Raw genomic sequence first — 24,158 nt, forward strand, 5'->3', positions numbered from 1 at the left:
GGCAGGAGTTCGTGGTGGCGGACGCCGGGCGCGGCATGGCATGGCATCCGGGCGGTTTCCGCCAGGCCGCGGGGCGTTGCCGCAGGCTGCACCGCAACGCCGCAGCACGCCGCTCCCGCCGCCCGCCGAACGCGGGCCCCTGGGACGCTCCGGTCCCGCGCCGATGCCGACGCTCGGCGCTCAACGCCTCAGCGGATCACCAATACCGGCACCTGGCTGTTGGCGAGCACTTCCGCGGTCTGGCTGCCGAGCAGCACCCGGCTCATGCCGCGGCGGCCGTGCGAGGTCATCACGATCAGGTCGCTGTTGCAGGCCACGGCCATGTCGATGATGCCCTCGGCGGCATAGCGGTCGAGGACGTGGCGGCCGTGCGCGGTCACGCCGGTGGCCGCGGCGGCGGCCAGCGCCGGCGCCAGGATCTTCTGCGCGCCGGCTTCGCGGTCCTGGCGGTACTCGGGGCTGGCCTCATAGCCCACGCTCCAGCCCATCGCGTCGTACATGCCCATCGCCCACGGCTCGGACACGGTGACGATATCCACCTCCGCGCCAAGCTTGGCGGCCAGCGCCAGCCCCTGCTGCAGACCCTTGGCGGACAACTCGGAACCATCGATGGCGATCAGGATGCGCTGGTACATGGGATGCTCCGTTGACGCCGCGCGCGGCGGCCGGGACAGCATTGCACACCCAATGCGCGGCGCCTTCCTTGACCCGGATCAAATTCAGTCGCTGTGTGGCTTCAGCCGCCGTGCCGGATTGCCGGCCACGCGCGCGCCGGCCGGCACGTCGCGGGTGACCACGCTGCCTGCGCCGATCACCGCATCGTCGCCGATGCTCACGCCCGGCAGCACGATCGCGCCGCCACCGATCCAGACGTTGCGCCCGATGGTCAGCGGCCGCCCCAGTTCCAGTCCCTCGGCGCGCTGCGCGGCATCGCGCGGGTGATCGGCGGCGTACAGCTGCACCGCCGGCCCGATCTGGGTGCCGGCGCCGATCCGCACCGGCGCCACGTCCAGGATCACGCAGTTGAAGTTGAGGAACACGTCCGCGCCGAGATGGATGTTGTAGCCGTAGTCGCAATGGAACGGCGGACGCACGACCGCACCGCGCCCGACCGAGCCCAGCCCCGCTTCCAGCAGCGCGTGCCGCCGCGCCGGCGGCTCGGCCAGCGCCGTGTTGTAGCGCAGCATCCAGGCACTGGCCGCGTCCTGCTCGGCCTGCAGCTGCGCATCGCCGGGACGATAGGCCTCGCCGGCCAGCATCTTTTCTTTCTCGCTGCGCATCCTTGCCCTCCCAGGCCGTGGTCGAACCGGGATGATCGCATCGGCGTGCGTGACGACCAACGCGCGCCGCCCCTGGGTCATGACGCACAGGCGGCGGCAGCGACGTCGTGACCTGCGCGCCACGCTGTGTTCACCGTCCAGCAACGCACACGCATCCGATCATCGAACGACCGTGCACGGCGATGCCAGGCCGCGCGGACTTTTCCCCCAGACAAGGCGGTGCGCGAGGTCCGAACGTGTGGAAGCAGGCCAGATGGTGTTCGTCGCAGACGGCGAGGTCGGTGTGGGTGCGGTGCGCGAGGTCCGCGACGGCGGCGCGACCTTCGTCATCAACATCGAGAACGGCGGCGATTTCGTGGTGCCGTCGAGCGCGGTGCGCGACGTGCATTTCGGCAAGGTGATCCTGGCGGTCGAGCACCTGCCGGCGCCGCTGCGCGAGGCGCTGCGGCATCCGCATGCCGCGGAACTGCCGACCTCGACCTATGCCGCCAGCGATCCGGGCGACGGTGCGTTGAAGGACTGAGGCGGCATCCCTCCCAGCCGCCGAAGCGCATGCGCAGCGCAACCAGCGGCCCGCGAGGCTGCGCGCTTGCTGCTCCGCAGCGCGGCGGACCGGGACAGACCGCCGCTGTCGCCAGGCAGTGGATGGAGACCGCGTTCGCACCGCCGCCTTTCGACCGCGGCGGGGCGCGGCGCGCGCATGAACGGCTCCGCCTGGCGCCTGCCTCGGCCCGGCCCGGCCACGCCAGTGCACCGGCGGCCGCGGCAGGTGCTAACGTTCCGCGCTTCCGCATCCCATCCCGCCTTTCGGAGCCGCGCATGTCCGCCACCGCTTTCCCCGCCTCCCGTCGCGCCCGCCGGGCGCTGGTCCTCGGCATCGGCCTGGCCCTGGCCAGCGCCGCGCAGGCGCAGGTGGTGCGCACGCCCGACGTGCCGGCGCCGCAGGACACGCCCTATCCCGGCACGCTGACGCTGCAGGTGGACGTCGGCGACGTGCGCCAGGGCATCTACCGGGTGCACGAGACCATCCCGGTCAGCGCCGGGCGGCTGACCCTGCAGTATCCGGAGTGGATCCCCGGCGACCATTCGCCGAGCGGACCGGTGGCGATGCTGGCCGGCCTCACCCTCACCGCCAACGGCAAGCCGCTGCCGTGGCGCCGCGACACCTTCGACGTGTACAGCTTCCACGTCGACGTGCCACAGGGCGTGAGCGCGATCGACGCCAGCTTCCAGTACCTGTCGCCGCGCGACGACGGCTTCGAGATGACCGACAAGATGCTGCAGTTGGAGTGGAACAAGGTCGCGCTGTATCCGGCCGGCCACGACACCCGCGGCATCACCGTGGCGCCGAGCGTGACCCTGCCGGCCGGCTGGGAGTTCGGCACCGCGCTGGAGACCGCCAGCCGCAACGGCGCCACCACCGCCTTCAAGCCGGTCGACTTCACCACCCTGGTCGACTCGCCGATCTACGCCGGGCGCTACTTCAAGCGCGTGGACCTGACCCCGGCCGGCGGCGCGCCGGTGCACCTGGACGTGGTCGCCGACGCGCCGCGGTTCCTGGACATCAGCGCCGAGCAGCTGCAGGCACACCGCAACCTGCCGGTGCAGGCGATCAAGCTGTTCGGCTCGCACCACTATGATCATTACGACTTCCTGTTCTCGCTGTCGGACGTGCTCGGCGGCAACGGCCTGGAGCACCACCGGTCCAGCGAGAACGGGCTGGCCGCCGACTACTTCAGCGCCTGGGCCGACAACGCGCCGGACCGCGACCTGCTGGCGCACGAGTACACGCACTCGTGGAACGGCAAGTTCCGGCGCCCGGCCGACCTGTGGACGCCCACCTTCAACGTGCCGATGGGCGACTCGCTGCTGTGGGTCTACGAAGGCCAGACCCAGTACTGGGGCTACGTGCTGACCGCGCGCGCCGGGATGTGGACGCCGCAGCAGTTCCGCGATGCGCTGGCGATGACCGCGGCCAACTACGACCGCAACCGCCCCGGCTTCCGCTGGCGCTCGCTGGAGGACACCACCAACGACCCCACCGCCGCGCACCGCGCGCCGCTGCCCTACCGCAGCTGGCAGATGAGCGAGGACTACTACAGCGGCGGGCAGATGGTGTGGCTGGCGGTGGATGCCAAGCTGCGCGCGATGAGCGACGGGCGCAAGTCGCTGGACGACGTGGCCAAGGCCTTCTTCGGCATCGACGACGGCAGTTTCGCGGTCAAGACCTATACCTTCGACGACGTCATCGCCGCGCTCGATGGCGTGGTCCACTACGACTGGGCCGACTACCTCAAACGGCGCGTGTACGAAGTCGACCCGCCGCTGCTGGAGGGCCTGCAGGCCAGCGGTTGGAAGCTGGTCTACACCGACCAGCCCAGCGAATTCGAAAAGCAGTACGACAGCCGCCACCAGTCGGCGCGGCACCGCTACAACTTCGCCTGGTCGATCGGCCTGGTGATGAACGACGACGCCAGCATCAACGACGTGCTTTGGGACGGTCCGGCGTTCAAGGCCGGAGTCAGCAGCGGCGCCACCGTGCTGGCGGTCAACGGCCAGGACTATTCGCGCGACACGCTCAAGCAGGCCATCGCCGGCGCCAAGGGCGGCACCGCGCCGATCGTGCTGACGCTCAAGTACCAGGGCGGCGTGCGCGACGTGCCGGTGAACTACCACGACGGCCTGCAGTATCCGCACCTGGTGCGGGTCGAGGGCACGCCGGACTACCTGAGCAAGATCATCGCCGCACGGCGCTGAGCCGGCGCCTGCCGCCGCTGCCGGCGATGCAGCGGCGGCGGCGACACGCGGCGACACCGTCACGCGCCGCACGCGGATGCTGGCGACAATGGCAACGCCGCCTCCCTCCTGCCCCGGCATGCCTGCGATCGAGTTGCTGACCCTCAATGCGCACATGGGCTTCAGCGTGCTGAAGCGGCGCTTCATGCTGCCGGAGTTGCGCGCGGCGATCCGCGCCCTGCCCGCGGACCTGGTGTTCCTGCAGGAAGTGCTGGGCGAACACCAGCTGCACGCCGGCCGCCATGCCGACTGGCCGGCGCAGAGCCAGTACGCATTCCTCGCCGATGCGCGGTGGCCGCAGTTCGCCTACGGCCGCAATGCGGTGTATCCGCACGGACACCACGGCAACGCGCTGCTGTCGCGCTTCCCGATCGCCTCCTGCGTCAACCGCGACGTCTCCATCGCCGGCCACGAGCACCGCGGGCTGCTGCATGCGGTGCTGGAGATCCCCGGACAGGCCATGGCGGTGCATGCGATCTGCGTGCACCTGGGCCTGCGCGAGGCGCACCGGCGCCGGCAGATCGGCCTGCTCGGCGCGCTGATCGCCGACCTGCCGGCGCAGGCGCCGCTGATCGTCGCCGGCGATTTCAACGACTGGCGCCAGCGCGGGCATCCGCTGCTGCAGCGGCATGGCCTGACCGAGGCCTTCGCGCACCTGCACGGGCGCGTGGCGCGCAGCTTCCCAGCGCGCTGGCCGCTGTTGCCGCTGGACCGGATCTACCTGCGCAACGTGCGCATCGAGAGCGCACGGGTGCTGACCGGGCGCCCCTGGTCGCAGCTGTCCGACCACGCGCCGCTGCAGGCGCGCATCGCCTTATGAGCGGTACCGACCGCCTCGATGCGCATGGCGGCGCCGCGCCACACTCCGTACGTGCCACGTGCCGCACGCGCGAGCGCTGGCGCGTCCTGCGCCGCCTCGCCTACCTGGGGTTCCTGGCACTGGTCGCGGTGCTGCTGGCGCGCGCCGCGCGTGCGGTCGACTGGGCCGGGGTCGGCACCACCCTGGCTGGCTACGGCGCCGACACCCTGGCCGCGGCGGCCGGGCTGAGCGTAGCCAGCTACCTGCTGTACGCCTGCTACGACCTGGCCGCGCGCCGTTACACCGCGCATGCGGCGGCGACACCCCGGACGATGGCGATCGCGATGATCGCCTACGCCTTGAGCCTGAACGTCGGCGCGCTGATCGGCGGCACCGGGATCCGTTATCGGCTGTACGCGCGGGCCGGATTGCGCCTGGGCGCGATCAGCCGCGTGGTCGGCTTCGCCATCGCCACCAACTGGATGGGCTATCTGCTGCTGACCGGCGTGTTGCTGGCCAGTGGCCGCCTGCGCACGCCGGCGCAGTGGCCACTGAGCGGCGCGGCGCTGCCATGGATCGGCGCGGCGATGCTGGCCGCCGTGCTGGCGTATCTGATCGGTTGCCAGCGCGCGCATGGCCGTACGCTGCAGGTGCGCGGCCATGTCCTGCACCTGCCGCCGTTGCCGCTGACCCTCCTGCAACTGGGCCTGGGCGCCGGCAACTGGGCGCTGATGGGCGCCCTGCTGTACGTGCTGATGCCAGCCGGGGTGGACTACGTCGCGGTGCTCGGCGCGCTGCTGGCCGCAGCCGTGGCCACCGCCATCGCGCACGTACCGGCCGGCATCGGCGTGATGGAAGCGGTGGTGCTGCCGCTGCTCGGCGCACAGGCGCCGCAGTCGGCGCTGCTGGCCGCGCTGCTGGCCTACCGTGCGTTCTATTATCTCGGCCCGCTGCTGCTGGCCGGCGCTGGCTACGCCATGCTGGAGGCGCGGCAGCGCCGCGGCGTGGATTAGCGGCGCCGCAGCCGTGGCTGGGGCACGCCGCCAGCGGCGCTCATAGCACCGTCAGGTTCGCGTACGCCATCACCAGCCACTTGGCGCCGGCCTCGTCGAACTGCACCTGCACGCGGGCGTGGGCGCCGCTGCCTTCGTAGTCGATGACCACGCCGCCGCCGAACTTGGGGTGCTGCACGTTGGCGCCGAGCTTGATCGCCGGCGCCTCGATCACGCTGTGCCCCATGCTGCGCGGTGCGCCCAGCGAGGCGCTGCGCGAGACCTGCACCTTCGGCCGCACTTCGTGCAGCAACTCGCGCGGGATCTCGCGCAGGAAGCGCGAGGGCACGTTGTAGTTGTCCTGGCCGTGGATGCGCCGCGACTCGGCGTAGCTCAGCACCAGCTTGTGGCGGGCGCGGGTGATGCCGACGTAGGCCAGGCGCCGCTCTTCCTCCAGGCGCCCGCTCTCTTCCAGCGAACGCGCGCTGGGGAACAGGCCGTCTTCCATGCCGGCCAGGAACACGATCGGGAATTCCAGGCCCTTGGCCGAGTGCAGGGTCATCAACTGCACGCCCTCCTCGCCGGCCTGGGCCTGGCCTTCGCCGGCCTCCAGCGAGGCGTAGGCCAGGAACGCGACCAGTTCGGTCATCGCCTGGCGGCCTTCGTCGGCGTCCTCGTCGCCGTCGGCGCGGACGAAGCGCGAAGCCACCGACACCAGTTCGTCGAGGTTGTCGGTGCGCGATTCCGAATCCAGTCCGCCGCGGCTCTCCTTGCTCCAGTGCTCGCGCAGGGTGGAGCGCGCCAGCACCTGGTCGATCTGTTCGGGCAGCGGCAGCCCGGCCACTTCCGCGGCCAGCTGCTCGATCAGGCCGAGGAACTGGCCCAGCGCGTTGCGCGCGCGCGCGGCCAGTTCGCCGCCCTGCTGCGCGGCCTGTTGCGCCGCGGCCCACAGCGACAGCGACTGCGCGCGCGCCAGGCGCCGCACCTCGTCCAGGGTGCGGTCGCCGATGCCGCGCGCCGGCGTGTTCACCGCGCGCTCGAACGCCGCATCGTCGGCGCGGTTGGCGACCAGGCGCAGGTAGGCCAGGGTGTCCTTGATTTCGGCGCGCTCGAAGAAGCGCATGCCGCCGTAGACCCGGTACGGCACCTGTTCGGCGATCAGCGCCTCTTCGAACGCGCGCGACTGCGCGTTGCTGCGGTAGAGCACCGCCGCCTCGCTGTAGCTGCCGCCGTCGCGCACCCACTGGCGCACCCGCTCGACCACGTAGCGCGCTTCGTCCACCTCGTTGTAGGCGGCATACAGGTCGATCGGCTCGCCGTCGCCCGAATCGGTCCACAGCTGCTTGCCGATGCGGTCGGGGTTGTGCGCGATCACCGCGTTGGCGGCGTTGAGGATGTTGGCGCTGGAGCGGTAGTTCTGCTCCAGGCGGATGGTCTGCGCGCTGGGGAAATCGGTGAGGAAGCGCTGTACGTTCTCGACCTTGGCGCCGCGCCAGCCGTAGATCGCCTGGTCGTCGTCGCCGACCACGAACACGTGGCCGCTGTCGCCGGCGAGCACGCGCACGAACGCGTACTGGATGGCGTTGGTGTCCTGGAATTCGTCGACCAGGATCTCGCCGAAGCGGGCGCGGTAGTGCGCCAGCAACGCCGGGGTATCGCGCAGCAGTTCGTGCGCGCGCAGCAGCAGTTCGGCGAAGTCGACCAGGCCGGCGCGGTCGCAACGCTCCTGGTACAGCGCGTAGGCGTTGCGCAGGGTGGTCACCCACTCGTCGCGCGGCTCCGGCTGGATGTGCTGCGCGCGGCGGCCCTCGTCCTTCTGCTGGTTGATCCACCACACGATCTGCTTGGGCGGGAACTTGCCCTCGTCCAGCTCCATCTGCTGCACCACGCGCTTGACCAGCCGCAGCTGGTCGTCGGCGTCGAGCACCTGGAAGCTTTCGGGCAGTTTCGCGTCCTGCCAGTGCAGGCGCAGCAGGCGGTGCGCCAGGCCGTGGAAGGTGCCGATCCACATGCCGCGGCTGCCGTTGCGCAACTGCAGGTCGGCGCGGTGGCGCATCTCGCCCGCGGCCTTGTTGGTGAAGGTGACCGCCAGAATGCCGTGCACCGGCACGCCATGCACCTGGTGCAACCAGGCGATGCGATGGGTGAGCACGCGCGTCTTGCCGGAGCCGGCGCCGGCCAGGACCAGGTAATGGCCGGGCGCTGCGGAAACGGCCTCGCGCTGGGCGGGGTTCAGATCGTCGAGCAAATGGGAGACATCCACCGCCGCATTTTAACCGCTGCGGCGGCGCAGCGGCTGCGACAGCGCGCGCCGCGCGGCACGCGGCGCGGCCTCACGCGGCGCGGAACAGCCGTTCGGCGAGGAAATCCACGAACACGCGCAGCTTCGGCGACAGTTGCCGGCGCGACGGCCACACCACGAAGAACGTGCCGCCGTCGGCCATGTGCGTCTCCAGCAGCGCCTGCAGGCGGCCGTCGGCCAGCGCGTCCCGGGCCAGGAACGCCGGCATGCAGGCGATGCCCATGCCGGCGATCGCCGCCGCGCGCACCGCCTCCATGTTGTTGCAGGTGAGCACTGCCGGCGGCAGCGGCGCCGGTTCCGCCAGCGGCCAGTCCTGCGGCTTGCCGGTGCCGGGAACGCGGAACAGCAGGCCATCGTGCGCGGCCAGTTCCACCGGGGTCTGCGGCACGCCGCGGCGGCGCAGGTAGTCCGGCGCGGCGCACAGGCAGAAACGGAACGGCCCCAGGCGCCGCGCCAGCAGCCGCGAGTCGGCCTGCACGCCGCTGCGGATCACCGCGTCCAGGCCGTGTTCGAGCAGGTCGACCACGCGGTCGTCGAAGTCCAGGTCCAGCTCCACCTCCGGATAGCGCTGGCGGAACTCCGGCAACAGCGGCACCAGGAAGCGGTAGCCGATGGTCGGCAAGCCGACCCGCAGCCGCCCGCGCGGTGCCTGCCGGGTCTGCGCCAGCGCATCCTCGGCCTCGCGCAGGTCGGCCAGCACGCGCTGGCAATGCTCCAGGAACAGCGCGCCCTCGGCGGTCAGCGCGATGCGCCGGGTGGTCCGCTGCAGCAGGCGCACGCCGAGCTCGCGCTCCAGCGCGGCCACGCTCTTGCCCACCGCCGAGGCCGAGAGGCCGAGCACGCGGCCGGCGCCGACGAAACTGCGCTGCTCGGCGGCACGGACGAAGGCAACGATGCCGGTGAGGCGGTCCATGTCGCGATATTAGAGCGTTTTATTCCGTGAAGTCCGGAGAATCGCGGCCTTTTTCGGAGATTGCGGCCTGTGTATCTCTAGTGGCGTCCCGCTATCCGCCGCAAGAGCCGCTCCGATGATCTCCCGTTCGACCTCCCGCTCCACGCCCCTGCCACGCCGTGGCGCCGCGCTGGCCGCGGTGTGCCTGGCCGCCCTGGCGCTGCCGCTGAACTTCTCCGGCGGCGCCGTCGCCACCCCGGCGATCGGCGCGGCCCTGGGCGGCAGTGCGCTGGCCCTGGCCTGGATCACCAACGCCTTCATGCTCAGCTTCGGCAGCCTGCTGCTGGCCGCCGGCGCGCTCGCCGATCGGCGCGGACGCCGCCGGGTGTTCCTCGGCGGACTGGCGCTGTTCGTCCTGGCGAGCCTGGGCGTGGCCGTGGCCGGCTCGGTCGTGGCGATCGACCTGTGGCGGGCGCTGCAGGGCGTCGGGGCCGCCGCCGCGCTCGCCGCCGGCACCGCGGCGCTGGCGCAGCTGTACGCCGGCGCGGCGCGCACCCGCGCGTTCAGCCTGCTCGGCACCACCTTCGGCACCGGCCTGGCGTTCGGCCCGCTGGCCGCCGGTGCGCTGAGCGAGCGGCTGGGCTGGCGCGCGATCTTCTTCGGCGTGGCCGCGGTCGCGGCGCTGGCGTGGGGACTGGCCGCACGCTGGCTGCCGGCATCGCGCGACCCGGCCGCCGGACCGCCCGACCGCGCCGGCGCGCTGTGCTTCAGCGCGGCGCTGGCGCTGTTCACCGCCGGCCTGATCCAGGGACCGCACAGCGGCTGGGGCAGCGCCGCCACGCTGGCCCTGCTCGGTGCCGCGGCGATGCTGCTGCTGGTCTTCGTGCGGATCGAACGACGCCACCGCCACCCGCTGCTGGAGCTGCGCCTGTTCCGCTACCGGCGCTTCGTCGGCGTGCAATTGCTGCCGGTCGCCACCTGCACCAGCTACGTGGTGCTGCTGGTGCTGCTGCCGCTGCGCATGATCGGCGTGGATGGCACGCCCGCCGCCCGCGCCGGCCTGACCTTGTTGGCGCTGTCGGCGCCGATGCTGCTGGTACCGAGCCTGGCCGCCGCACTGGCGCAGCGCATCGCCCCGGCCTGGCTGTCCGCGGCCGGATTGGCCGCGGCCGCGGCCGGCCTGTGCTGGCTCGGCGCGCGGCCACCGGCGCAGGCGCTGCCGGCGCTGCTGGTGATCGGCGCCGGCACCGCCCTGCCCTGGGGCCTGATGGATGCGCTGTCGGTCAGCGTGGTGCCGCCGGAACGCGCCGGCATGGCCGCCGGCCTGTTCGGCACCTTGCGTGTGGCCGGCGAAGGCATCGCCCTGGCCGGCGTGGCGGCCCTGCTCGCGGCGTTGCTGCAGGTGCGACTGGCCGCGATCGCGCCGCTGCTGCCGCACGCGGCCCTGGCGGAAACCGCGCAGCGGCTGGTCGCCGGCGATCTGGCGGCATCCACGCAGGAGGGCGCACTGTCCGCGGTACAACTGCGCTTGGCCTACGCCGCGGCGTTCGGCACGCTGACCCGGGTGCTGGCGGCGATCACCGCGCTGGCCGCGATCGCGATCTGCGTGCTGCTCGGGCGCACGCCGCAGGACGCGGTGGAGGGGGGCCCCTGATCGCGCTGGAAGACCCGCCTGTAGGACCGGCAATGCCCGTCGCGGCTAGCAACGAAGCGAAGGTCCTGTCCCTGTAGGAGTCAACTGTCATGCCCCAGCGATAACCGGAGGGGCGTACGGTGCCTGATCGCGCGCGATGGCATTGAGCCAGCGCAGGAACTTGTGCATGCAGGCGACGATGGCGACCTTGGCCGGCTTGCCGGCCGCGCGCAAGCGCGCGTAGGTGTTGGCCAAGGGGGATTTGGCGCGGATGCTGGCCCAGGTGGCCATGTACAGCACGCCTCGCACGTCGGCACGGCCGCCTTTGATGCGACGTTGGCCTTTCCAGCAGCCGCTGTCGTGATTGAACGGGGCCAGCCCGACCAGGGCGGCGAGCTTGCGTGGCGGCAGCGTGCCCAGCTCTGGCAACCGCGCGGCCAGGACCGCGCGCAGGATCGTGCCGAGCCCAGGCACCTTGGGCAAGCTCGAGCAGGTCTTGCCCTGCTGCTCGATCTCCTGCGTCAATGTCTGGATCTGCTGGTTCAGCAGGGCGACCACCTCTCGGCAGCGGCGTTGCACCTTGGCGCTGGTGATGTGCTCCAGGCGCCGCCGATGGGCATCGCGCTGGCCCACCAGGGTGGCGCGTAGGTCCAGCAGTTCGCGCAGGGACTGAAGATGCTCGGGCACCACGGTCGTGGGCGTGGCCGGGATGTGCTGGGCGGCGATGGCCAGCAGGCGCGCGTCCAGGGCGTCGGTCTTGGCCTGCAGGCCCAAGGCTTGGGCTAGCTTGCGCGGACGATCGGCGGCCATCCGCACTGCCGGCAGGTCCGCCTCTCGGAGTACCTGCAGCACGGCATGTTCGTAGCCGCCACTGGCTTCCAGCACGATCCGCTCGCAGCCCAGCGCCGCCAGGCGTTGGGCCAGCGCACGCTGCCCCTGTGGCGTATTGGGTTGGGTCCAGGCCTGCTCGTCCGGCAGGACATGAATGACCAGTTCGGCCTTGGATACATCGATCCCGACATAGCGCCGCATAGACGTTCTCCGCAGTAGACTCAGGAACGAGAGCACTCCTGCCGATGCCCATGCTTGTGGAGTTCGAGCTCGCGACTCGGGCAACTGTTCGGGCTGATGAGGCAGGAGATACGGGGTGCGGCGGCGCTGACTCCTACTCGTGCTTGCTGGCACTGCGGCTAAACGGCCTGCCGCACTCCGCTCTCACCTATAACGATAGACCCTCATTTGACACAAGCGGCTTCAGCCGCGACGGGCGTGACCGAAATTCCGGGTCGCGGCTACGCCGCGCGCAACCGCGGCCGGCATGCGCCGCGGCGCTCAATGCACGGCGGCGACCGGCAGATCCAACGCCAGCAGCGCCTGCGCGGTCTGCTGCGCCTGCACCCGCAGTTCGGGGATCGCCAGGCTTTCCCACAGGCTGCCGATGCGCAGGCTGCCGAGCACGCGGATGCGCGGGGTGGCGCGGCCGTCGGCATCCAGCAGCGCGCCATCGGCGGCGCTGGCCACGCCGATGCCGTGCGGGCCGGGCTGCGCGTGGCCGCAGCCGAGCACCTGGTGCAGCAGCGGATTGCGCATGGTCTGCGCGCGCAGCTCGACGCCGGTGGCGTTGATCACGCAGTGCGCGTCGAGCTGCAGCGGCGCGCCGTCGGCGCCCATGCCGTTGACCTGCACGCAGGCGCCCACCGGGAACACCGTGTCCAGCCGCGCGCGGTGCAGGCGCAACTGGCCGACCCGGCGCATCGCCTGCAGTTGCGCGAACACGGAGGCGGCGATGCGGTGCCGGTGCACGTCCCAGTAGCGCACCACGTGACGCAGGAAGCGGCGCTGCTCGACGACCGACAGCGACTGCCACAGCGCCTGGCTCAGCGGTCGCACCCGGTCCATCACGCTCTGCCAGGGCCGGCCCTGCGCCTGCGCCACGGCGGCGTGGCGGCGCAGCGCGTGCAGACGCTGGCGCAGCGACATCGCCAGCAACGCCTGCGCATCGAACTCGGCCGGCGCGCCATGCGCGGCGTGCGGCAACGGCAGCAAGGCATGCCGCGAGACCACGTGCACCGGGCCGCGGTGCGCGTTCGCCAGCAGGGTCAGCACGCTGTCGGCCATGCTCAGGCCGGAGCCGACGATGCACACCGTCGCCTCGCGTGGAATCGCTTGCAGCTGCGCGTAGTCCCAGGCCTCGATCCGCGACGGCGCGTCGAGACTGGGGGCACCCCGCGCCGGCAGCGGACGCAGGCTGTTGCCCAGCGCCAGCACGGTGGCGCCGGCATGTAGCCGGCCGCCATCGTGCAACTGCAGGAGCTGCCCGCCTGTCGGCTGCGGATGCAGCGCCAGCACGCGCGCCTGGCGCCATTGCAGGCGCGCCGGCCCGGCGGCCTGCGCCTGCAGCAGACGCGCGCGCAGGTAGGCGGCGTAATGGCGGCGTTGCACGTAGGCCTCGGCCAGCGCCGCGCGCGACAGCTGCGGATACAGCGCCTGCTGCTGCAGCCAGTCGAGGAAATCGTCGGGCGCCTCGACGAAGGCGCTCATGCGCCCGCCGGTCACGTTCAACAGATGCTCGGCGCAAGGCGTCGCATAGGCCACGCCCTGCGCCAGCGCCGGCTGCGATTCGATCAATTGCACGCGCAGCGCGGTGCCGGCCTGGCGCAGCAGTTGCAACGCGACCAGCACGCCGGCCGCGCCGCCGCCGACGATGGCGATGTCGCAGTCGTCCTCGGCCGGTTCGCTGGGCACAAGCTCATTCATGCCGCGATTGTAAGGGAAGCCCCGACCGGCCCGGCCGGTGGCTGAGAACCGTGGTGCATGTGCCGGCACCGATCGCGCATGAGCGCGTCATGCGCCTGTCATCGGCGTGCGTCACATCAGGGCATCGGCCAGGCGCGCGATGCCCTCGCGGCTGCGCCGCCAGGCCGGCCGTTTGCGCCAGTCCTGCAGCGACAGCACCCGTGCATCGGCCAGGTAGTCGGCTTCCACCGCGCGCAATCGCTGCACCACCGCGGCGCTGTAGCACAGCATGCCGATCTCGGCGTTCAACGCGAACGAGCGGATGTCCAGGTTGATCGACCCGACCAGGGCGATGCCTTCGTCCACGCTCAGGTGCTTGGCGTGCAGGAAGCACGGCCGGTACAGCGCGATCTTGACTCCGCTGCGCAGCAGTTCGTCGTAATAGGCTTCCTGCGCCCAGGCGGTGAGCCGCTGGTTGTTGCTCTCGGACAGGATCAGTTGCACGTCCACCCCGGACAGCGCGGCGATGCGCAGCGCGCTGAGCGTGGCCTCGTCCGGCACGAAGTACGGGGTGACCATGACGATGCGCCGCCGCGCCAGATGGATCAGCGCGTTGACCGTGTCGCGCGCGTTCTCGAACGGGTACGCCGGCCCGCTGGGCAGCAGCTGCGTGGCGACGCCGCCGCCGTGGATGGAGGCCGGCGCGACCACGCTCAGGCGCTGCCCGGTCTCGATGAACCAGTCGCTGGCGAACACCGCTTCCAGATGCGCCACCACCGGCCCCTGCACCCGCGCCACCAGCTCGCGGTTGGGATGGCCGGGGACGAACTGCGGCTCGGCCAGGTTCTGCGAGCCGATGTAGCCGACGCGGTTGTCGATCACCGCGATCTTGCGGTGGTTGCGCAGGTCCATGCGGCCGCTGCGGCGCCAGCGCAGCCCGCCCGGCAGCAGCGCCTGCACCTCGACCCCGGCCGCGTGCAGGCGTTTGCGGTAGCGGCGCAGGCCGCGACGGCCGCCGCGCGCATCCAGCAGCAGCCGGCAGCGCACGCCGCGCGCGGCGGCGCGCAGCAGCGCGGCGCTCACCGCATCGCCGACCGCGTCGTCGAACATCAGGTAGTACAGCAGGTGCACGCGCTCCACCGCCGCGTCGATGTCGTCGATCAGCGCCTGCAGCGACGGGGCGTAGCGGTCGAGCAGCTCGACGCTGTTGCCGTGGGTCGGCATGAAGTCGCCCTGGCGCTCGACCAGCGGCACCACTTCGGCGATCACGGTATCGGCCGGCGGCGCCCAGCGCAGCGCGGTCAGCGGCACCTGCTGCTCGCGGATCACCTGCGAGGCCAGCGCCTGGCGGCGGATGCGCTCGCGCGAGAGCCAGGGGTGGCCGAGCAGCAGGTACAGCGGCAGCCCCAGCAGCGGCACGAAGCCCACCAGCAGCAGCCAGCTGCGCGCGGCCCCGGGCGTGGTGCGGGTAGGGATCCACAACAGCGCCACCAGCCGGATCAGCCAGTCCAGCGCCAGCAGCCACGTGCCTTCCAACCAGACTGGCAGCATCGCGATCCTCGTCACCCAAGTCGCCCGATTCTGCGGGCTGCGGCGGCAAACGCAACCATGGCCGCATCGGCGGCGCGCGGTTTCGCCTCGCCCAGACGCACGAAACCCGCCTTGCGGCGGGTTCCGTGTCCAGCGTGGGCGGCGATCCGAGGATCAGCCGATCACTTGATCTTGCCTTCCTTGTACAGGACGTGCTTGCGCACGACCGGATCGTACTTGAGGAATTCCATCTTCCCCGGGGTGTTCTTCTTGTTCTTGTCCGTGGTGTAGAAGTGGCCGGTACCGGCCGAGGAAATCATACGGACCTTATCGCGCTTGCCTGCCATGATGCTCTACTCCTCAGACCTTTTCGCCGCGCGCACGCAGCTCAGCCAGAACGACGTCGATGCCGTTCTTGTCGATGGTGCGCAGCGCGTGCGCGGAAACCTTCAGCTTGACCCAGCGGTTCTCGCTGGCGACCCAGAAGCGGCGCTCGTGCAGGTTGGGCAGGAAGCGACGACGGGTTCTGTTGTTGGCGTGGGAGACGTTGTTACCCGTCTGCACACGCTTGCCGGACACTTGGCATACGCGGGACATTGCGCACCTCGATAGAAAGTTTGAGTCGCCCATAGCCTGGGAGACGGCGGCCCCGGCAGCCTTGTGGGCCACCACGCGACGTGGGAAATCAAACGGTTACGCTGGAAAAGCCGGCCGGAGATCGCGCATCCGGCCGCCGGCCCCGACCTCGTCGGGCACAGCGAGCCGCGCATTATGCAGGCGATCAAGGGCTTGTGCAAGTTGTCCACAGGCCGCGCAGCCGCCGTGACCGGCCGCAGGGTCCGCGCGGCCTCGCCCGGCCCCTGCCTGGCCGCCGCGATCGCCGGCTAGGCGGGGTCGGGGCCCAGCACCTCCACCGCCCAGTCGATGAAGGCACGCAGCCGCTGGCTCATGTGCCGGTTGGGCGCGAACATCAGATGCATCGGCATCGGCGGCAACTGCCAGTCCTGCAGCAGCGGCCGCAGCGCGCCGCTGGCCACGTGCGGCGCGGCCATGTAGGACGGCAGCACGACCACGCCCAACCCGGCCAGGCCGGCGGCCAGATAGGCGTTGCCGTCGTCGAAGCCGACCTGGTAGCGGCCCTGCACCTGGCACTGCTCCTGGCCGCGCCGCGCCTGGAAGCTGCGCGCGCGGCCGCTGCGCGGGCTGAGGAAGCCGACCATGCAATGCGCCGGCCCGTCCAGCGCGCGCGGGTGCTCCGGCACGCCGTGCCGATGCAGGTACGCCGGACTGGCATGGAACCCCAGCGGCAGGCTGGCCAGCGGCCGTGCCACCAGCGCCGGATCGGCCGGCACGCCACCGCGGATCACGCAGTCGACCTGGTCGGCGATCACGTCGACCTCGCGGTCGCTCACGCCCACGTCGAGCTGGATCTGCGGGTAGCGGGTGTGGAAGTCGGCCAACGCCGGCACCAGCCGCAGGCGCGCGTACGGCCCTGGCACGTCGATGCGCAGGCGTCCGCGCGGCGCCGCCGCGGCGCTGCCCAGGCCGGCCTCGACCTCTTCCAGCTCGGCCAGCAGGCGCGCGATGCGCGGGTAGTAGGCGGCGCCGTCGGCGGTGACGCTGACCCGGCGGGTGGTGCGGTGGAGCAGGCGCAGCCGCAGGTGCGCCTCCAACTGCTGCACCAGTTGGGTCACGGTGGTACGGCTGAGCTGCAGGGTGTGCGCGGCGCGGGTGAAGCTGCCGGTCTCCACCACCCGCGCGAACGCCCGCATCGCCTCGAATCGGTCCATCGGCCGCCCGCGATTGTTTGGAATTGACAATCAATCTAGGCGGACCATCGCGGTTTATCCAGACAACAGCGCACGCCACGCTGGCGACTCCGGCAGGCGCAGCGCGCGCCGCCCCTTTTCTGGAGCGCCCCCATGTCCCACCGCGATGTCGTCTTTCCCGCCGGCCGCCAGGCGCTGTACGCGCGCAACCGCTACTCGCCGGCGATCCGCTGCAATGGCCTGCTGTTCGTCTCCGGCCAGGTCGGCAGCCGCGAGGACGGTTCGCCCGAGCCGGAGTTCGCCACCCAGGTGCGCCGCGCCTTCGACAACCTCAACGCGGTGCTGGCCGCCGCCGGCTGCACGTTCGACGACGTGATCGACGCGACCGTGTTCCTGGTCGATCCGGAACGCAACTTCGCCACCGCCTGGGCGATCGTGCCCGAGTACTGGGGCCAGGCGCCGCACCCGACGCTGACCGGCATCGGCGTGACCTGGCTGTCCGGTTTCCAGTTCGAGATCAAGGTGATCGCGAAGCTGCCCTGAGCACGGCAGGTCAATCGTGCGGCGGCACCGTGGCGTAACGGATCACGTCCAACGCAGCCGCCGGATCGCAGGCGTACAGTCCCGCGCCCCATGCTGCGTTCAATTCCACGCAGGCCCAGCCATCTTGGGCGATCAATCCCACATCGATCACGATGGCCCGCGGTAGATCAACCGAGACGTCCTCGAGCAGTTGCTGGACGAAACCGAGCATGTCTCGGTCTTCTTCGTCACTGCTTTCAAAACCGCTATCGCGTTGTAGTTCGCCATCACGACAGTAGAGCGAGAACGTTCGCACTTCACGGTCGAGCACGAAACAGCGGAATTCGCTCTGCCAATGCACGACCTCCGAAACAAGGACCGGCATATCGTCATCGTAGTCATTTGGCAGGGCCGAACCCACGTATACACCGGCAGGAAAGCTCTTGTCGTTTGGCGGTTTGATGAAAGCTGGTGAGGTTCGCTGGCGCGCCTCAGCCAGCGTCGTCAGGACGATTTTCCGTCGTCGATACGTCTGCGGTAGTCGCACCAGCCAGTCTTCTGGTGGATCTAACAGCGTTACCCCTAACTTCTCAGCGAATGTTGGACCGAACAATGCCTCGGCATATAGCACGGGCGACTCAACATCACGCAATGCATCGGGGATGGCCCACCCGGCGAGCCGTTCAATACGCCATCCACGCCCCGCCGCAACCTTCCATAGCGCACGCGAGTCCTCGGTCTGCCGTGGCGTCATGAGCAGCGTGGGCATTGGCATCTTTCCTGGGCGGGTGGTGGACGGTAGGAAACGCAAGGATATCTGGACGAGGCAGGCGCATCGGCGTCCTGGTGGACTTCCCGGCGAGATCAATAGGCGCAGGTTGATATTGTGTCCGCGCGGACGCGCTTGTTAGTCTGCCGGCCTCATGCGCCGCTTCTTCCGACCACTGCGTACCGCCCTGCTGATGCTGCTGCTGGCGGCGTTCGTGGTGGTGCCGGTGGCCGATGCGCTGGCCTGCGCGCTGGAACCGGAATCGGCCGATGCGGTGCACACGCCCGCCGCGGCGCATGCCGATGGCGACGACAGCGACGGCAAGCACGCCGGCAGCTGCAGTCACAACCATTGCCACCACTCGAATCTGAGCCTGCCGGCGAGCACCCTCGCCGTGCTCGGCGCGCCGCGGCCGGCGCGCTGGATGCAGGCCGGCGACGCCGCACCCGACGGCCTCGCCCAGGATGGATTGAAGCGTCCTCCCCGGGCGTGAGTTGAACGCATCCCGCGACCGCGGGCGTCCGTTTCTCTCACTTCCGGAATCTTTCCATGTCGCATCCGACACGTCGGCCGCCGCGCGCGGCCGGGCGGGTCGTCGCCGTGCTGCTGGGCCTGGCCCCGGCCGCGCTGGCGATGGCGCAGACCGCCCCTTCCTACGCCACCTTGCTGCAACGCCTGGACCAGTTGCCCGGTGCCCGCGTCGGCGCGGCGCTGGCCGAGGCCGCCGACGCGCGCGCCGAGCAGGCCCGGGCGCTGCCCAACCCGTCGCTGTCCTGGTCCACCGAAAACGCCTGGGGCAGCGGCGCCTATGCCGGCACGGGCCGGGCCGAAACCACGCTCAGCCTGTCGCAGCCGCTGGAGGTTTGGGGCCAGCGCGGCGCACGCGTGCGCGCGGCCCGTGCCGAAGCCGACAGCGCCGCGTTGCGCGGCGCGCGGCACCGCAGCGATGCCGCCGGCGAGCTGGCGCTGGCCTACGCGCAGGCGGAAGCCGCGCTGCGCCGCGCCGCCCTGGCCGACCAGGCGCTGGCGCTGACCCGCGACGATGCGGCGGCCATGGCCGCGATGGTCGCGCAGGGCCGCGAGCCGCAACTGCGCGCGGTGCAGGCGCGCAGCGAGGTGGCCGATGCCAGCGCCGCCGTGGACGAGGCGCAGGCGTTCCGCGACGCGGCGCTGGCGCGCCTGGCCGCCATCGCCCTGCTGGAGACGCCGGTGCAGTCCATCGACGCCGGCCTGCTCGACCGCGCGCCGCCACTGCCGCGCGCAACCGAGGTGGCGGCACTGCCGGTGCGCATCGCCAGCGCCGAGGCCGAGGCCGCTGCGCGCCTGGTCGAGGTGGAGCGCAAGCGCGCCCTACCCGACCTGAGCCTGACCGCCGGGCAGACGCGCTTCCGCGAAGACCGCGCCCACGCCTACACGCTCGGCGTCAGCCTCAGCGTGCCGCTGTTCGACCGCAACCGTGGCGGCATCCGTGCCGCCAGCGCCGAACAGCGCGCGGCCGACGACGGCGTGGCGGCCGCGGAGGAAGCCTACCGCCTGGCCCGCATCGGCTTCGATGCCGGACGCATCGCTCAACTGGAACTGCGCAGCACCCGTGCCGCGCTCATCGCCGCCCGCGGCATCGCCGTGGATGCCCGCCTGACGCGGGTCACGGCAGAAATCGAACTGGCCCGCCTGGAAGGGCGCGCGCCGTTCATGGAGGTCCAATGAACCTGTCCCGTCCGATCTTCCGTGCCGGCAGCCTGCTGCTGGCCCTCCTGCTGGCCGCCTGCGCCGGCGACAAGCAGGCCACCCCGACGGCCGACGACGCGCACGGCCATGGCGCCGAGCGCAAGGAGGATGCGCGCGAGCCCGCATCGACATCCGCTGCGGACGCCGATGCCAAGGCCGGCGACACGGTGCGACTGACCCCGCAGCAACGCGCCGCATCCGGGATCGAAGTGGTCGCGGTCGGCCGCGGTGGCGGCGCCTCGACCCGCCTGGCCGGCCGGATCGAACCGGCGGTGGGCGCGCGCGCCGCGGTGGCGGCGAGCATCACCGGCCGCGTCGAGCGCGTGCTGGTCGCGCCCGGCAGCGCGGTGCGCCGCGGGCAGCCGCTGGCGATTGTGGTCAGCGGCGAGGCCGCGGTGTTTCGCGCCAATGCGCTGGCCGCCAGCGCCGAGGCCGAGGCCGCACGGCTGGCGCATGCGCGCGACCAGACCCTGGTCGCGCAGGGCGTGGTCGCCCGGCAGGAGTTGGAAAGCTCGCACGCGCGGGCCGTGGCGGCGCGTGCGCAGGCCGCGGCGGCACAGGCGCAGGCCGCCGCCAACGGCGCGCCCGACGCCAGCGGCCGCGTGCGCATCGTCAGCCCGCTGGACGGGCGGGTCGGCACCGTGCAGGTCACCCCGGGCAGCGTGGTCGCGGCCGGCAGCGTGGTGGCCGAGGTCACCGATCCGACGATGAACGAACTGGTGTTCGCCGCGCCGCCGGCATTGGCCGCGCAGGTCGCGCCGGGGACGACGCTGGAGGTGAGCGCGCCGGGCGGCAACTTTGCCGCCACGGTCACCGCGGCGACCGCCGACCTGCGCGCGCCGGGCGGCGCGGCGGTGATCCGTGCGATGCCGGTCGCCGCGCCGGTGCCGCCGGCAGGGTCGCCGGTGTCGGCGGTGGTCGTCACCGAGGGTGAGGACACCGCACTGAGCGTGCCGGCCGACGCCGTGCAGACCGTGGAAGGGCGCAGCGCGGTGTTCGTCGCCGTTGCCGAGGGCTTCCGCGCGCAGCCGGTGCTGACCGGGCGCCGCGCCGGCGATCGCCTCGAGATCCTCGACGGGTTAAGCGGCAGCGAACGCATCGCCGGCCGCAATGCCTTCCTGCTCAAGGCCGAACTGGCCAAGGGCGACGCCGAGCACGGCCACTGAGGAGGCGACCATGTTCACTCTCATCATCGACACGGCGGTGCGGCTGCGCTGGCTGGTGCTGTTCCTGGCCGCGCTGATCGCCGGCTGGGGCCTGTACCAGTTGGGCCGGCTGCCGATCGACGCGGTGCCGGACATCACCAACCGCCAGGTGCAACTCAACACCGTCGCCCCGGCGCTGACCCCCGAGCAGATCGAACGCCAGGTGACCTATCCGCTGGAGACGGCGCTGGCCGGCATTCCCGGCCTGGTCACCACCCGCTCGCTGTCGCGCAACGGCTTTTCGCAGGTCACCGCGATCTTCACCGATGCGACCGACCTGTACTTCGCCCGCCAGCAGGTGGCCGAGCGCATGCGCGAGGCGTCTGACGACCTGCCCGACGGCGTGACGCCGCGGCTGTCGCCGGTGACCACCGGCCTGGGCGAGGTGCTGATGTGGACGGTCGACTTCACCGCGTTCGACCCGGCCCGGCTGGCGCGGCCGGGCGCGGCGGGCTGGCAGGCCGGCGCGGTCTACCGCACGCCGGAGGGCGAACTGCTGCGCACCCCGCAGGAGCGCGCCACCTACCTGCGCACCGTGCAGGACTGGATCATCGCGCCGCAGATGCGCTCCAGCCCGGGCCTGGCCGGGGTCGACACGATCGGCGGCTACGTCAAGGAATACGCCGTGCATCCGGACACCGCGCGGCTGGCCGCGCATGGCCTGGGCCTGGCCGATCTGGTGACGGCCCTGCGGCGCGCCAACGTGCAGGCCGGCGCCGGCTTCGTGCAGCGCGCCGGCGAAGGCCTGGTGGTGCGTGCCGACGGCCTGGCGCTGGGCGCCGACGATCTCGCGCAGGCACCGGTGGCCACCCGCAACGGCGTGGTGGTGCGCGTGGCCGACGTGGCCGAGGTCGCCTCCGGCCGCGCCCCGCGCCTGGGTGCGGCCAGCCGCGACGGCCACGAGGCGGTGCTGGGCACGGCGTTGATGCTCGCCGGCGACAACAGCCGCACCGTGGCGCAGGCCGCGGCCGCGCGGTTGCAGCAGGTCAACGCCACACTGCCGCCGGACATCGTCGCCATGCCGGTGCTGGACCGCAGCGTGCTGGTCGACGCCACCATCCGCACGGTGGCCAGGGACCTCACCGAAGGCGCGTTGCTGGTGGTGGTGGTGCTGTTCCTGTTGCTGGGCAACCTGCGCGCGGCGGCGATCGCCGCACTGGTGATCCCGCTGTCGTTCCTGTTCGCGGTGATCGGCATGCACCGCTTCGGCATCAGCGGCAACCTGATGAGCCTCGGTGCGCTGGACTTCGGCATCCTGGTGGACGGGGCGGTGATCGTGATCGAATCGACCCTGCTGCTGCTCGGCCAGCGCCGCGCCGCGCTGGGGCGCGCGTTGACCGCGACCGAGCGCCTGGGCGTGGCCGCCGAGGCGGCGCGCAAGATGGCGCGGCCGGCGGCGTTCGGCCAGTTGATCATCCTGCTGGTGTTCGCGCCGATCCTCACCCTGGAAGGCGTGGAGGGCAAGACCTTCCAGCCGATGGCGGCGACCTTCATGCTGGCCTTGGTCGGCGCCTTCCTGTTCTCCTTCACCTTCGTGCCGGCGCTGGCCGCGCTGCTGGTGCGCGAGCCGACCGCGCGTGCCGATGCGGCCCGCGACCACGCCGGCGAGCACGAGACCTGGCTGGTCCGCCGGCTGCGGCGGCGTCTGCAACCGCTGATCGGCGGCGCGATCGCACGCCCACGCATGGTGGCCGCCGGGGTGGCGCTGATGGGCGTGCTGGGGGTCGGCGCATTCGCGCTGCTGGGCCGCGAGTTCATGCCGACGCTGGACGAAGGCAACGTGGCGATGCAGGCGCTGCGCGTGCCCTCGACCTCACTGGAGCAGTCGCTGGCGATGCAACTGGCGCTGGAAAGGGCCATCGCCCGGCAGCCGGAAGTGGCGGCGGTGTTCTCGCGCACCGGCACCGCCGAGGCGGCGATCGACCCGATGCCGACCAACATCTCCGACAGCGTGATCGCGCTGAAGCCGCGCGCGCAGTGGCCCGATCCGGCCCTGCACAAGGAGGCGCTGGTGGAACGACTGGAGAAACTGGCCGGGCAGCAGCTGGGCAACGGCGTGGAGTTCAGCCAGCCGATCGAACTGCGCTTCAACGAGTTGATCTCCGGCGTGCGCACCGACCTGGCGGTGATGGTGTTCGGCGAGGACATGCAGCGCCTGCGCGCCGCCGCCGACCAGGTGGCGCAGAAACTGCGTGCGGTGCCCGGCGCCGCCGACGTGCGGGTGGAACAGGTCGCCGGCCTGCCCACCCTCAACGTGCGCATCGACCACGTGGCCGCCGCGCAACTCGGGCTGACCGCGGCCGACGTCAGCGAGGCGGTGAGCACCGGCATCGGCGGCGCCGCGGCCGGGCGCATCTTCGAGGGCGACCGCCGCTTCGACGTGGTGGTGCGGCTGGACGACGCCGCGCGCAACGATCCGGACCAGTTGGCCGCACTGCCGATCGCCACGCCCGCCGGGCAGGTAATCCCGTTGTCCTCGGTAGCGCGGATCGACATCAGCGAAGGGCCGAACCAGATCAGCCGCGACAACGGCAGCCGCCGCGTGGTGGTGCAAGCCAACGTACGCGGCCGCGACCTGGGCGGTTTCGTCGCCGCGGCGCAGGCGGCGGTGGCCGAGGTGGCGCTGCCGCCGGGCGCCTACCTGCGCTGGGGCGGGCAGTTCGAGAACCTGCAGCGCGCCGAACGGCGCCTGGCGATGGTGGTGCCGGTGGTGTTCCTGCTGATCGGCAGCCTGCTGTGCATGGCCCTGCGCAACGCCAGGGAGGCGCTGCTGGTGTTCGGCTGCGTGCCGCTGGCGCTGGTCGGCGGCGTGTTCGCCCTGCTGCTGCGCGGCATGCCGTTCTCGGTCTCGGCGGCGGTCGGCTTCATCGCCGTGTCCGGCGTGGCGACCTTGAACGGACTGGTGCTAATGCAGGCCATCGGCGAGCGCCGCCAGGCAGGCGCGGCGCCGTGGCAGGCGGCGATCGACGGCGCGGCCAGCCGCCTGCGCGCGGTGCTGACCACCGCGCTGGTGGCGATCGTCGGCTTCCTGCCGATGGCCATCGCCAGCGGCGCCGGTGCGGAGGTGCAGAAACCGCTGGCGACGGTGGTGATCGGCGGCCTGCTCACCGCCACCGCGCTGACCCTGCTGGTGCTGCCGACGTTTGCCGCGCGCATCGCCGCGCCGCGCGTGGCCGGCTGATCGGGCGCCGGCCGGCGCGGCGGG

General features: G+C 71.7%; 21 protein-coding genes. 10 read left to right on the forward strand and 11 right to left on the reverse strand.

The genetic code is table 11. The annotated features are described in order from the left end of the window. Nucleotides 1-188: 188 nt before the first annotated feature. Nucleotides 189-635, reverse strand: a complete 447-nt coding sequence (locus NKJ47_RS00185; protein ID WP_152239900.1) for a universal stress protein — start codon at nt 633-635, stop codon at nt 189-191. An 84-nt stretch (nt 636-719) separates the two neighbouring features. Next, nucleotides 720-1,280, reverse strand: a complete 561-nt coding sequence (locus tag NKJ47_RS00190; protein WP_254459596.1) for a sugar O-acetyltransferase — start codon at nt 1,278-1,280, stop codon at nt 720-722. Nucleotides 1,281-1,533: 253 nt separating this feature from the next. Here NKJ47_RS00190 and NKJ47_RS00195 point away from each other — a divergent pair, with 253 nt between their 5' ends. From NKJ47_RS00195 to NKJ47_RS00210, 4 genes are all read left to right on the forward strand, one after another. Next, on the forward strand, nt 1,534-1,803 hold the full coding sequence (locus NKJ47_RS00195) for a hypothetical protein (protein ID WP_254459597.1): 270 nt from the start codon (nt 1,534-1,536) through the stop codon (nt 1,801-1,803). A gap of 296 nt (nt 1,804-2,099) precedes the next feature. Next, nucleotides 2,100-4,037 carry a M61 family metallopeptidase gene (locus NKJ47_RS00200; RefSeq protein WP_254459598.1) on the forward strand — a complete coding sequence of 646 codons (1,938 nt, stop codon included), beginning with the start codon at nt 2,100-2,102 and terminating at the stop codon, nt 4,035-4,037. 118 nt (nt 4,038-4,155) lie between these two features. Further along, nucleotides 4,156-4,896, forward strand: a complete 741-nt coding sequence (locus NKJ47_RS00205; RefSeq protein WP_254459599.1) for an endonuclease/exonuclease/phosphatase family protein — start codon at nt 4,156-4,158, stop codon at nt 4,894-4,896. Continuing rightward, on the forward strand, nt 4,893-5,888 hold the full coding sequence (locus NKJ47_RS00210; RefSeq protein ID WP_254459600.1) for a UPF0104 family protein: 996 nt from the start codon (nt 4,893-4,895) through the stop codon (nt 5,886-5,888). Before NKJ47_RS00205 ends, NKJ47_RS00210 begins: the two co-directional genes overlap by 4 nt. A 40-nt stretch (nt 5,889-5,928) precedes the next feature. Here NKJ47_RS00210 and uvrD read toward each other — a convergent pair whose 3' ends face one another. After that, entirely contained in the window at nt 5,929-8,130 is a 2,202-nt protein-coding gene (uvrD, locus tag NKJ47_RS00215) for a DNA helicase II (RefSeq protein WP_254459601.1), read from the reverse strand. Between the two features lie 70 nt (nt 8,131-8,200). Further along, nucleotides 8,201-9,082, reverse strand: a complete 882-nt coding sequence (locus NKJ47_RS00220; protein ID WP_254459602.1) for a LysR substrate-binding domain-containing protein — start codon at nt 9,080-9,082, stop codon at nt 8,201-8,203. Between the two features lie 115 nt (nt 9,083-9,197). Here NKJ47_RS00220 and NKJ47_RS00225 point away from each other — a divergent pair, with 115 nt between their 5' ends. Continuing rightward, nucleotides 9,198-10,715: an MFS transporter gene (locus tag NKJ47_RS00225; RefSeq protein WP_254459603.1), complete on the forward strand. Its 1,518-nt coding sequence runs from the start codon at nt 9,198-9,200 to the stop codon at nt 10,713-10,715. 87 nt (nt 10,716-10,802) lie between these two features. Here NKJ47_RS00225 and NKJ47_RS00230 read toward each other — a convergent pair whose 3' ends face one another. The 6 genes from NKJ47_RS00230 to NKJ47_RS00255 form a co-directional block, all read right to left on the reverse strand. Beyond that, nucleotides 10,803-11,726, reverse strand: coding sequence for an IS110 family transposase (locus NKJ47_RS00230; RefSeq protein WP_254458495.1), 924 nt, complete (start codon nt 11,724-11,726; stop codon nt 10,803-10,805). A gap of 300 nt (nt 11,727-12,026) precedes the next feature. Continuing rightward, on the reverse strand, nt 12,027-13,451 hold the full coding sequence (locus NKJ47_RS00235) for an FAD/NAD(P)-binding protein (protein WP_254459604.1): 1,425 nt from the start codon (nt 13,449-13,451) through the stop codon (nt 12,027-12,029). Nucleotides 13,452-13,562: 111 nt separating this feature from the next. Beyond that, entirely contained in the window at nt 13,563-14,981 is a 1,419-nt protein-coding gene (cls, locus tag NKJ47_RS00240) for a cardiolipin synthase (RefSeq protein ID WP_254459605.1), read from the reverse strand. 161 nt (nt 14,982-15,142) lie between these two features. Continuing rightward, complete coding sequence (gene rpmG, locus NKJ47_RS00245) at nt 15,143-15,310, reverse strand: 50S ribosomal protein L33 (RefSeq protein ID WP_169411268.1); 168 nt, start codon at nt 15,308-15,310, stop codon at nt 15,143-15,145. A 10-nt stretch (nt 15,311-15,320) separates the two neighbouring features. Next, nucleotides 15,321-15,557 carry a 50S ribosomal protein L28 gene (gene rpmB / locus NKJ47_RS00250; RefSeq protein WP_184414189.1) on the reverse strand — a complete coding sequence of 79 codons (237 nt, stop codon included), beginning with the start codon at nt 15,555-15,557 and terminating at the stop codon, nt 15,321-15,323. A gap of 287 nt (nt 15,558-15,844) precedes the next feature. After that, nucleotides 15,845-16,750 carry a LysR family transcriptional regulator gene (locus tag NKJ47_RS00255; RefSeq protein ID WP_254459606.1) on the reverse strand — a complete coding sequence of 302 codons (906 nt, stop codon included), beginning with the start codon at nt 16,748-16,750 and terminating at the stop codon, nt 15,845-15,847. A gap of 132 nt (nt 16,751-16,882) precedes the next feature. On the opposite strand from NKJ47_RS00255, the gene NKJ47_RS00260 reads away from it, so the two are divergent. Beyond that, the gene (locus NKJ47_RS00260; protein ID WP_254459607.1) at nt 16,883-17,272 is read left to right on the forward strand and encodes a RidA family protein; all 390 of its coding nucleotides are present in this window, start codon (nt 16,883-16,885) and stop codon (nt 17,270-17,272) included. A gap of 10 nt (nt 17,273-17,282) precedes the next feature. Here NKJ47_RS00260 and NKJ47_RS00265 read toward each other — a convergent pair whose 3' ends face one another. Then, nucleotides 17,283-18,020 (reverse strand): ATP-grasp domain-containing protein, encoded by a 738-nt coding sequence (locus tag NKJ47_RS00265; RefSeq protein ID WP_254459608.1) that lies wholly within the window; start codon nt 18,018-18,020, stop codon nt 17,283-17,285. Nucleotides 18,021-18,174: 154 nt separating this feature from the next. Between NKJ47_RS00265 and NKJ47_RS00270 the strand changes: the two genes are divergently transcribed. Genes NKJ47_RS00270 through NKJ47_RS00285 form a run of 4 tightly spaced genes read left to right on the forward strand, consistent with a single transcriptional unit; the run spans nt 18,175 to nt 24,134 of the window. Then, entirely contained in the window at nt 18,175-18,513 is a 339-nt protein-coding gene (locus NKJ47_RS00270; protein WP_254459609.1) for a hypothetical protein, read from the forward strand. 56 nt (nt 18,514-18,569) lie between these two features. Continuing rightward, a complete protein-coding gene (locus NKJ47_RS00275; protein ID WP_254459610.1) occupies nt 18,570-19,727 on the forward strand; it encodes a TolC family protein in 1,158 nt (385 codons plus the stop codon). Then, nucleotides 19,724-20,914: an efflux RND transporter periplasmic adaptor subunit gene (locus NKJ47_RS00280; protein WP_254459611.1), complete on the forward strand. Its 1,191-nt coding sequence runs from the start codon at nt 19,724-19,726 to the stop codon at nt 20,912-20,914. The genes NKJ47_RS00275 and NKJ47_RS00280 overlap by 4 nt, the downstream gene beginning before the upstream one ends. Before the next feature lie 10 nt (nt 20,915-20,924). After that, the gene (locus tag NKJ47_RS00285; protein ID WP_254459612.1) at nt 20,925-24,134 is read left to right on the forward strand and encodes an efflux RND transporter permease subunit; all 3,210 of its coding nucleotides are present in this window, start codon (nt 20,925-20,927) and stop codon (nt 24,132-24,134) included. The last annotated feature ends 24 nt before the right edge of the window (nt 24,135-24,158 follow it).

The sequence above is a fragment of the Xanthomonas sacchari genome (genome assembly GCF_024266585.1).
In the GTDB taxonomy this organism is placed as follows: Bacteria; Pseudomonadota; Gammaproteobacteria; order Xanthomonadales; family Xanthomonadaceae; genus Xanthomonas_A; species Xanthomonas_A sacchari_C.

What these genes read in the sequence shown, in the direction of transcription:
- NKJ47_RS00185 (WP_152239900.1), bottom strand. Translation starts at nt 635, where the DNA reads ATGTACCAGCGCATCCTGATCGCCATCGATGGTTCCGAGTTGTCCGCC.
- NKJ47_RS00190 (WP_254459596.1), bottom strand. Translation starts at nt 1,280, where the DNA reads ATGCGCAGCGAGAAAGAAAAGATGCTGGCCGGCGAGGCCTATCGTCCC.
- NKJ47_RS00195 (WP_254459597.1), top strand. Translation starts at nt 1,534, where the DNA reads ATGGTGTTCGTCGCAGACGGCGAGGTCGGTGTGGGTGCGGTGCGCGAG.
- NKJ47_RS00200 (WP_254459598.1), top strand. Translation starts at nt 2,100, where the DNA reads ATGTCCGCCACCGCTTTCCCCGCCTCCCGTCGCGCCCGCCGGGCGCTG.
- NKJ47_RS00205 (WP_254459599.1), top strand. Translation starts at nt 4,156, where the DNA reads ATGCCTGCGATCGAGTTGCTGACCCTCAATGCGCACATGGGCTTCAGC.
- NKJ47_RS00210 (WP_254459600.1), top strand. Translation starts at nt 4,893, where the DNA reads ATGAGCGGTACCGACCGCCTCGATGCGCATGGCGGCGCCGCGCCACAC.
- NKJ47_RS00220 (WP_254459602.1), bottom strand. Translation starts at nt 9,082, where the DNA reads ATGGACCGCCTCACCGGCATCGTTGCCTTCGTCCGTGCCGCCGAGCAG.
- NKJ47_RS00225 (WP_254459603.1), top strand. Translation starts at nt 9,198, where the DNA reads ATGATCTCCCGTTCGACCTCCCGCTCCACGCCCCTGCCACGCCGTGGC.
- NKJ47_RS00230 (WP_254458495.1), bottom strand. Translation starts at nt 11,726, where the DNA reads ATGCGGCGCTATGTCGGGATCGATGTATCCAAGGCCGAACTGGTCATT.
- NKJ47_RS00235 (WP_254459604.1), bottom strand. Translation starts at nt 13,451, where the DNA reads ATGAATGAGCTTGTGCCCAGCGAACCGGCCGAGGACGACTGCGACATC.
- cls (WP_254459605.1), bottom strand. Translation starts at nt 14,981, where the DNA reads ATGCTGCCAGTCTGGTTGGAAGGCACGTGGCTGCTGGCGCTGGACTGG.
- rpmB (WP_184414189.1), bottom strand. Translation starts at nt 15,557, where the DNA reads ATGTCCCGCGTATGCCAAGTGTCCGGCAAGCGTGTGCAGACGGGTAAC.
- NKJ47_RS00255 (WP_254459606.1), bottom strand. Translation starts at nt 16,750, where the DNA reads ATGGACCGATTCGAGGCGATGCGGGCGTTCGCGCGGGTGGTGGAGACC.
- NKJ47_RS00260 (WP_254459607.1), top strand. Translation starts at nt 16,883, where the DNA reads ATGTCCCACCGCGATGTCGTCTTTCCCGCCGGCCGCCAGGCGCTGTAC.
- NKJ47_RS00265 (WP_254459608.1), bottom strand. Translation starts at nt 18,020, where the DNA reads ATGCCCACGCTGCTCATGACGCCACGGCAGACCGAGGACTCGCGTGCG.
- NKJ47_RS00270 (WP_254459609.1), top strand. Translation starts at nt 18,175, where the DNA reads ATGCGCCGCTTCTTCCGACCACTGCGTACCGCCCTGCTGATGCTGCTG.
- NKJ47_RS00275 (WP_254459610.1), top strand. Translation starts at nt 18,570, where the DNA reads ATGTCGCATCCGACACGTCGGCCGCCGCGCGCGGCCGGGCGGGTCGTC.
- NKJ47_RS00280 (WP_254459611.1), top strand. Translation starts at nt 19,724, where the DNA reads ATGAACCTGTCCCGTCCGATCTTCCGTGCCGGCAGCCTGCTGCTGGCC.
- NKJ47_RS00285 (WP_254459612.1), top strand. Translation starts at nt 20,925, where the DNA reads ATGTTCACTCTCATCATCGACACGGCGGTGCGGCTGCGCTGGCTGGTG.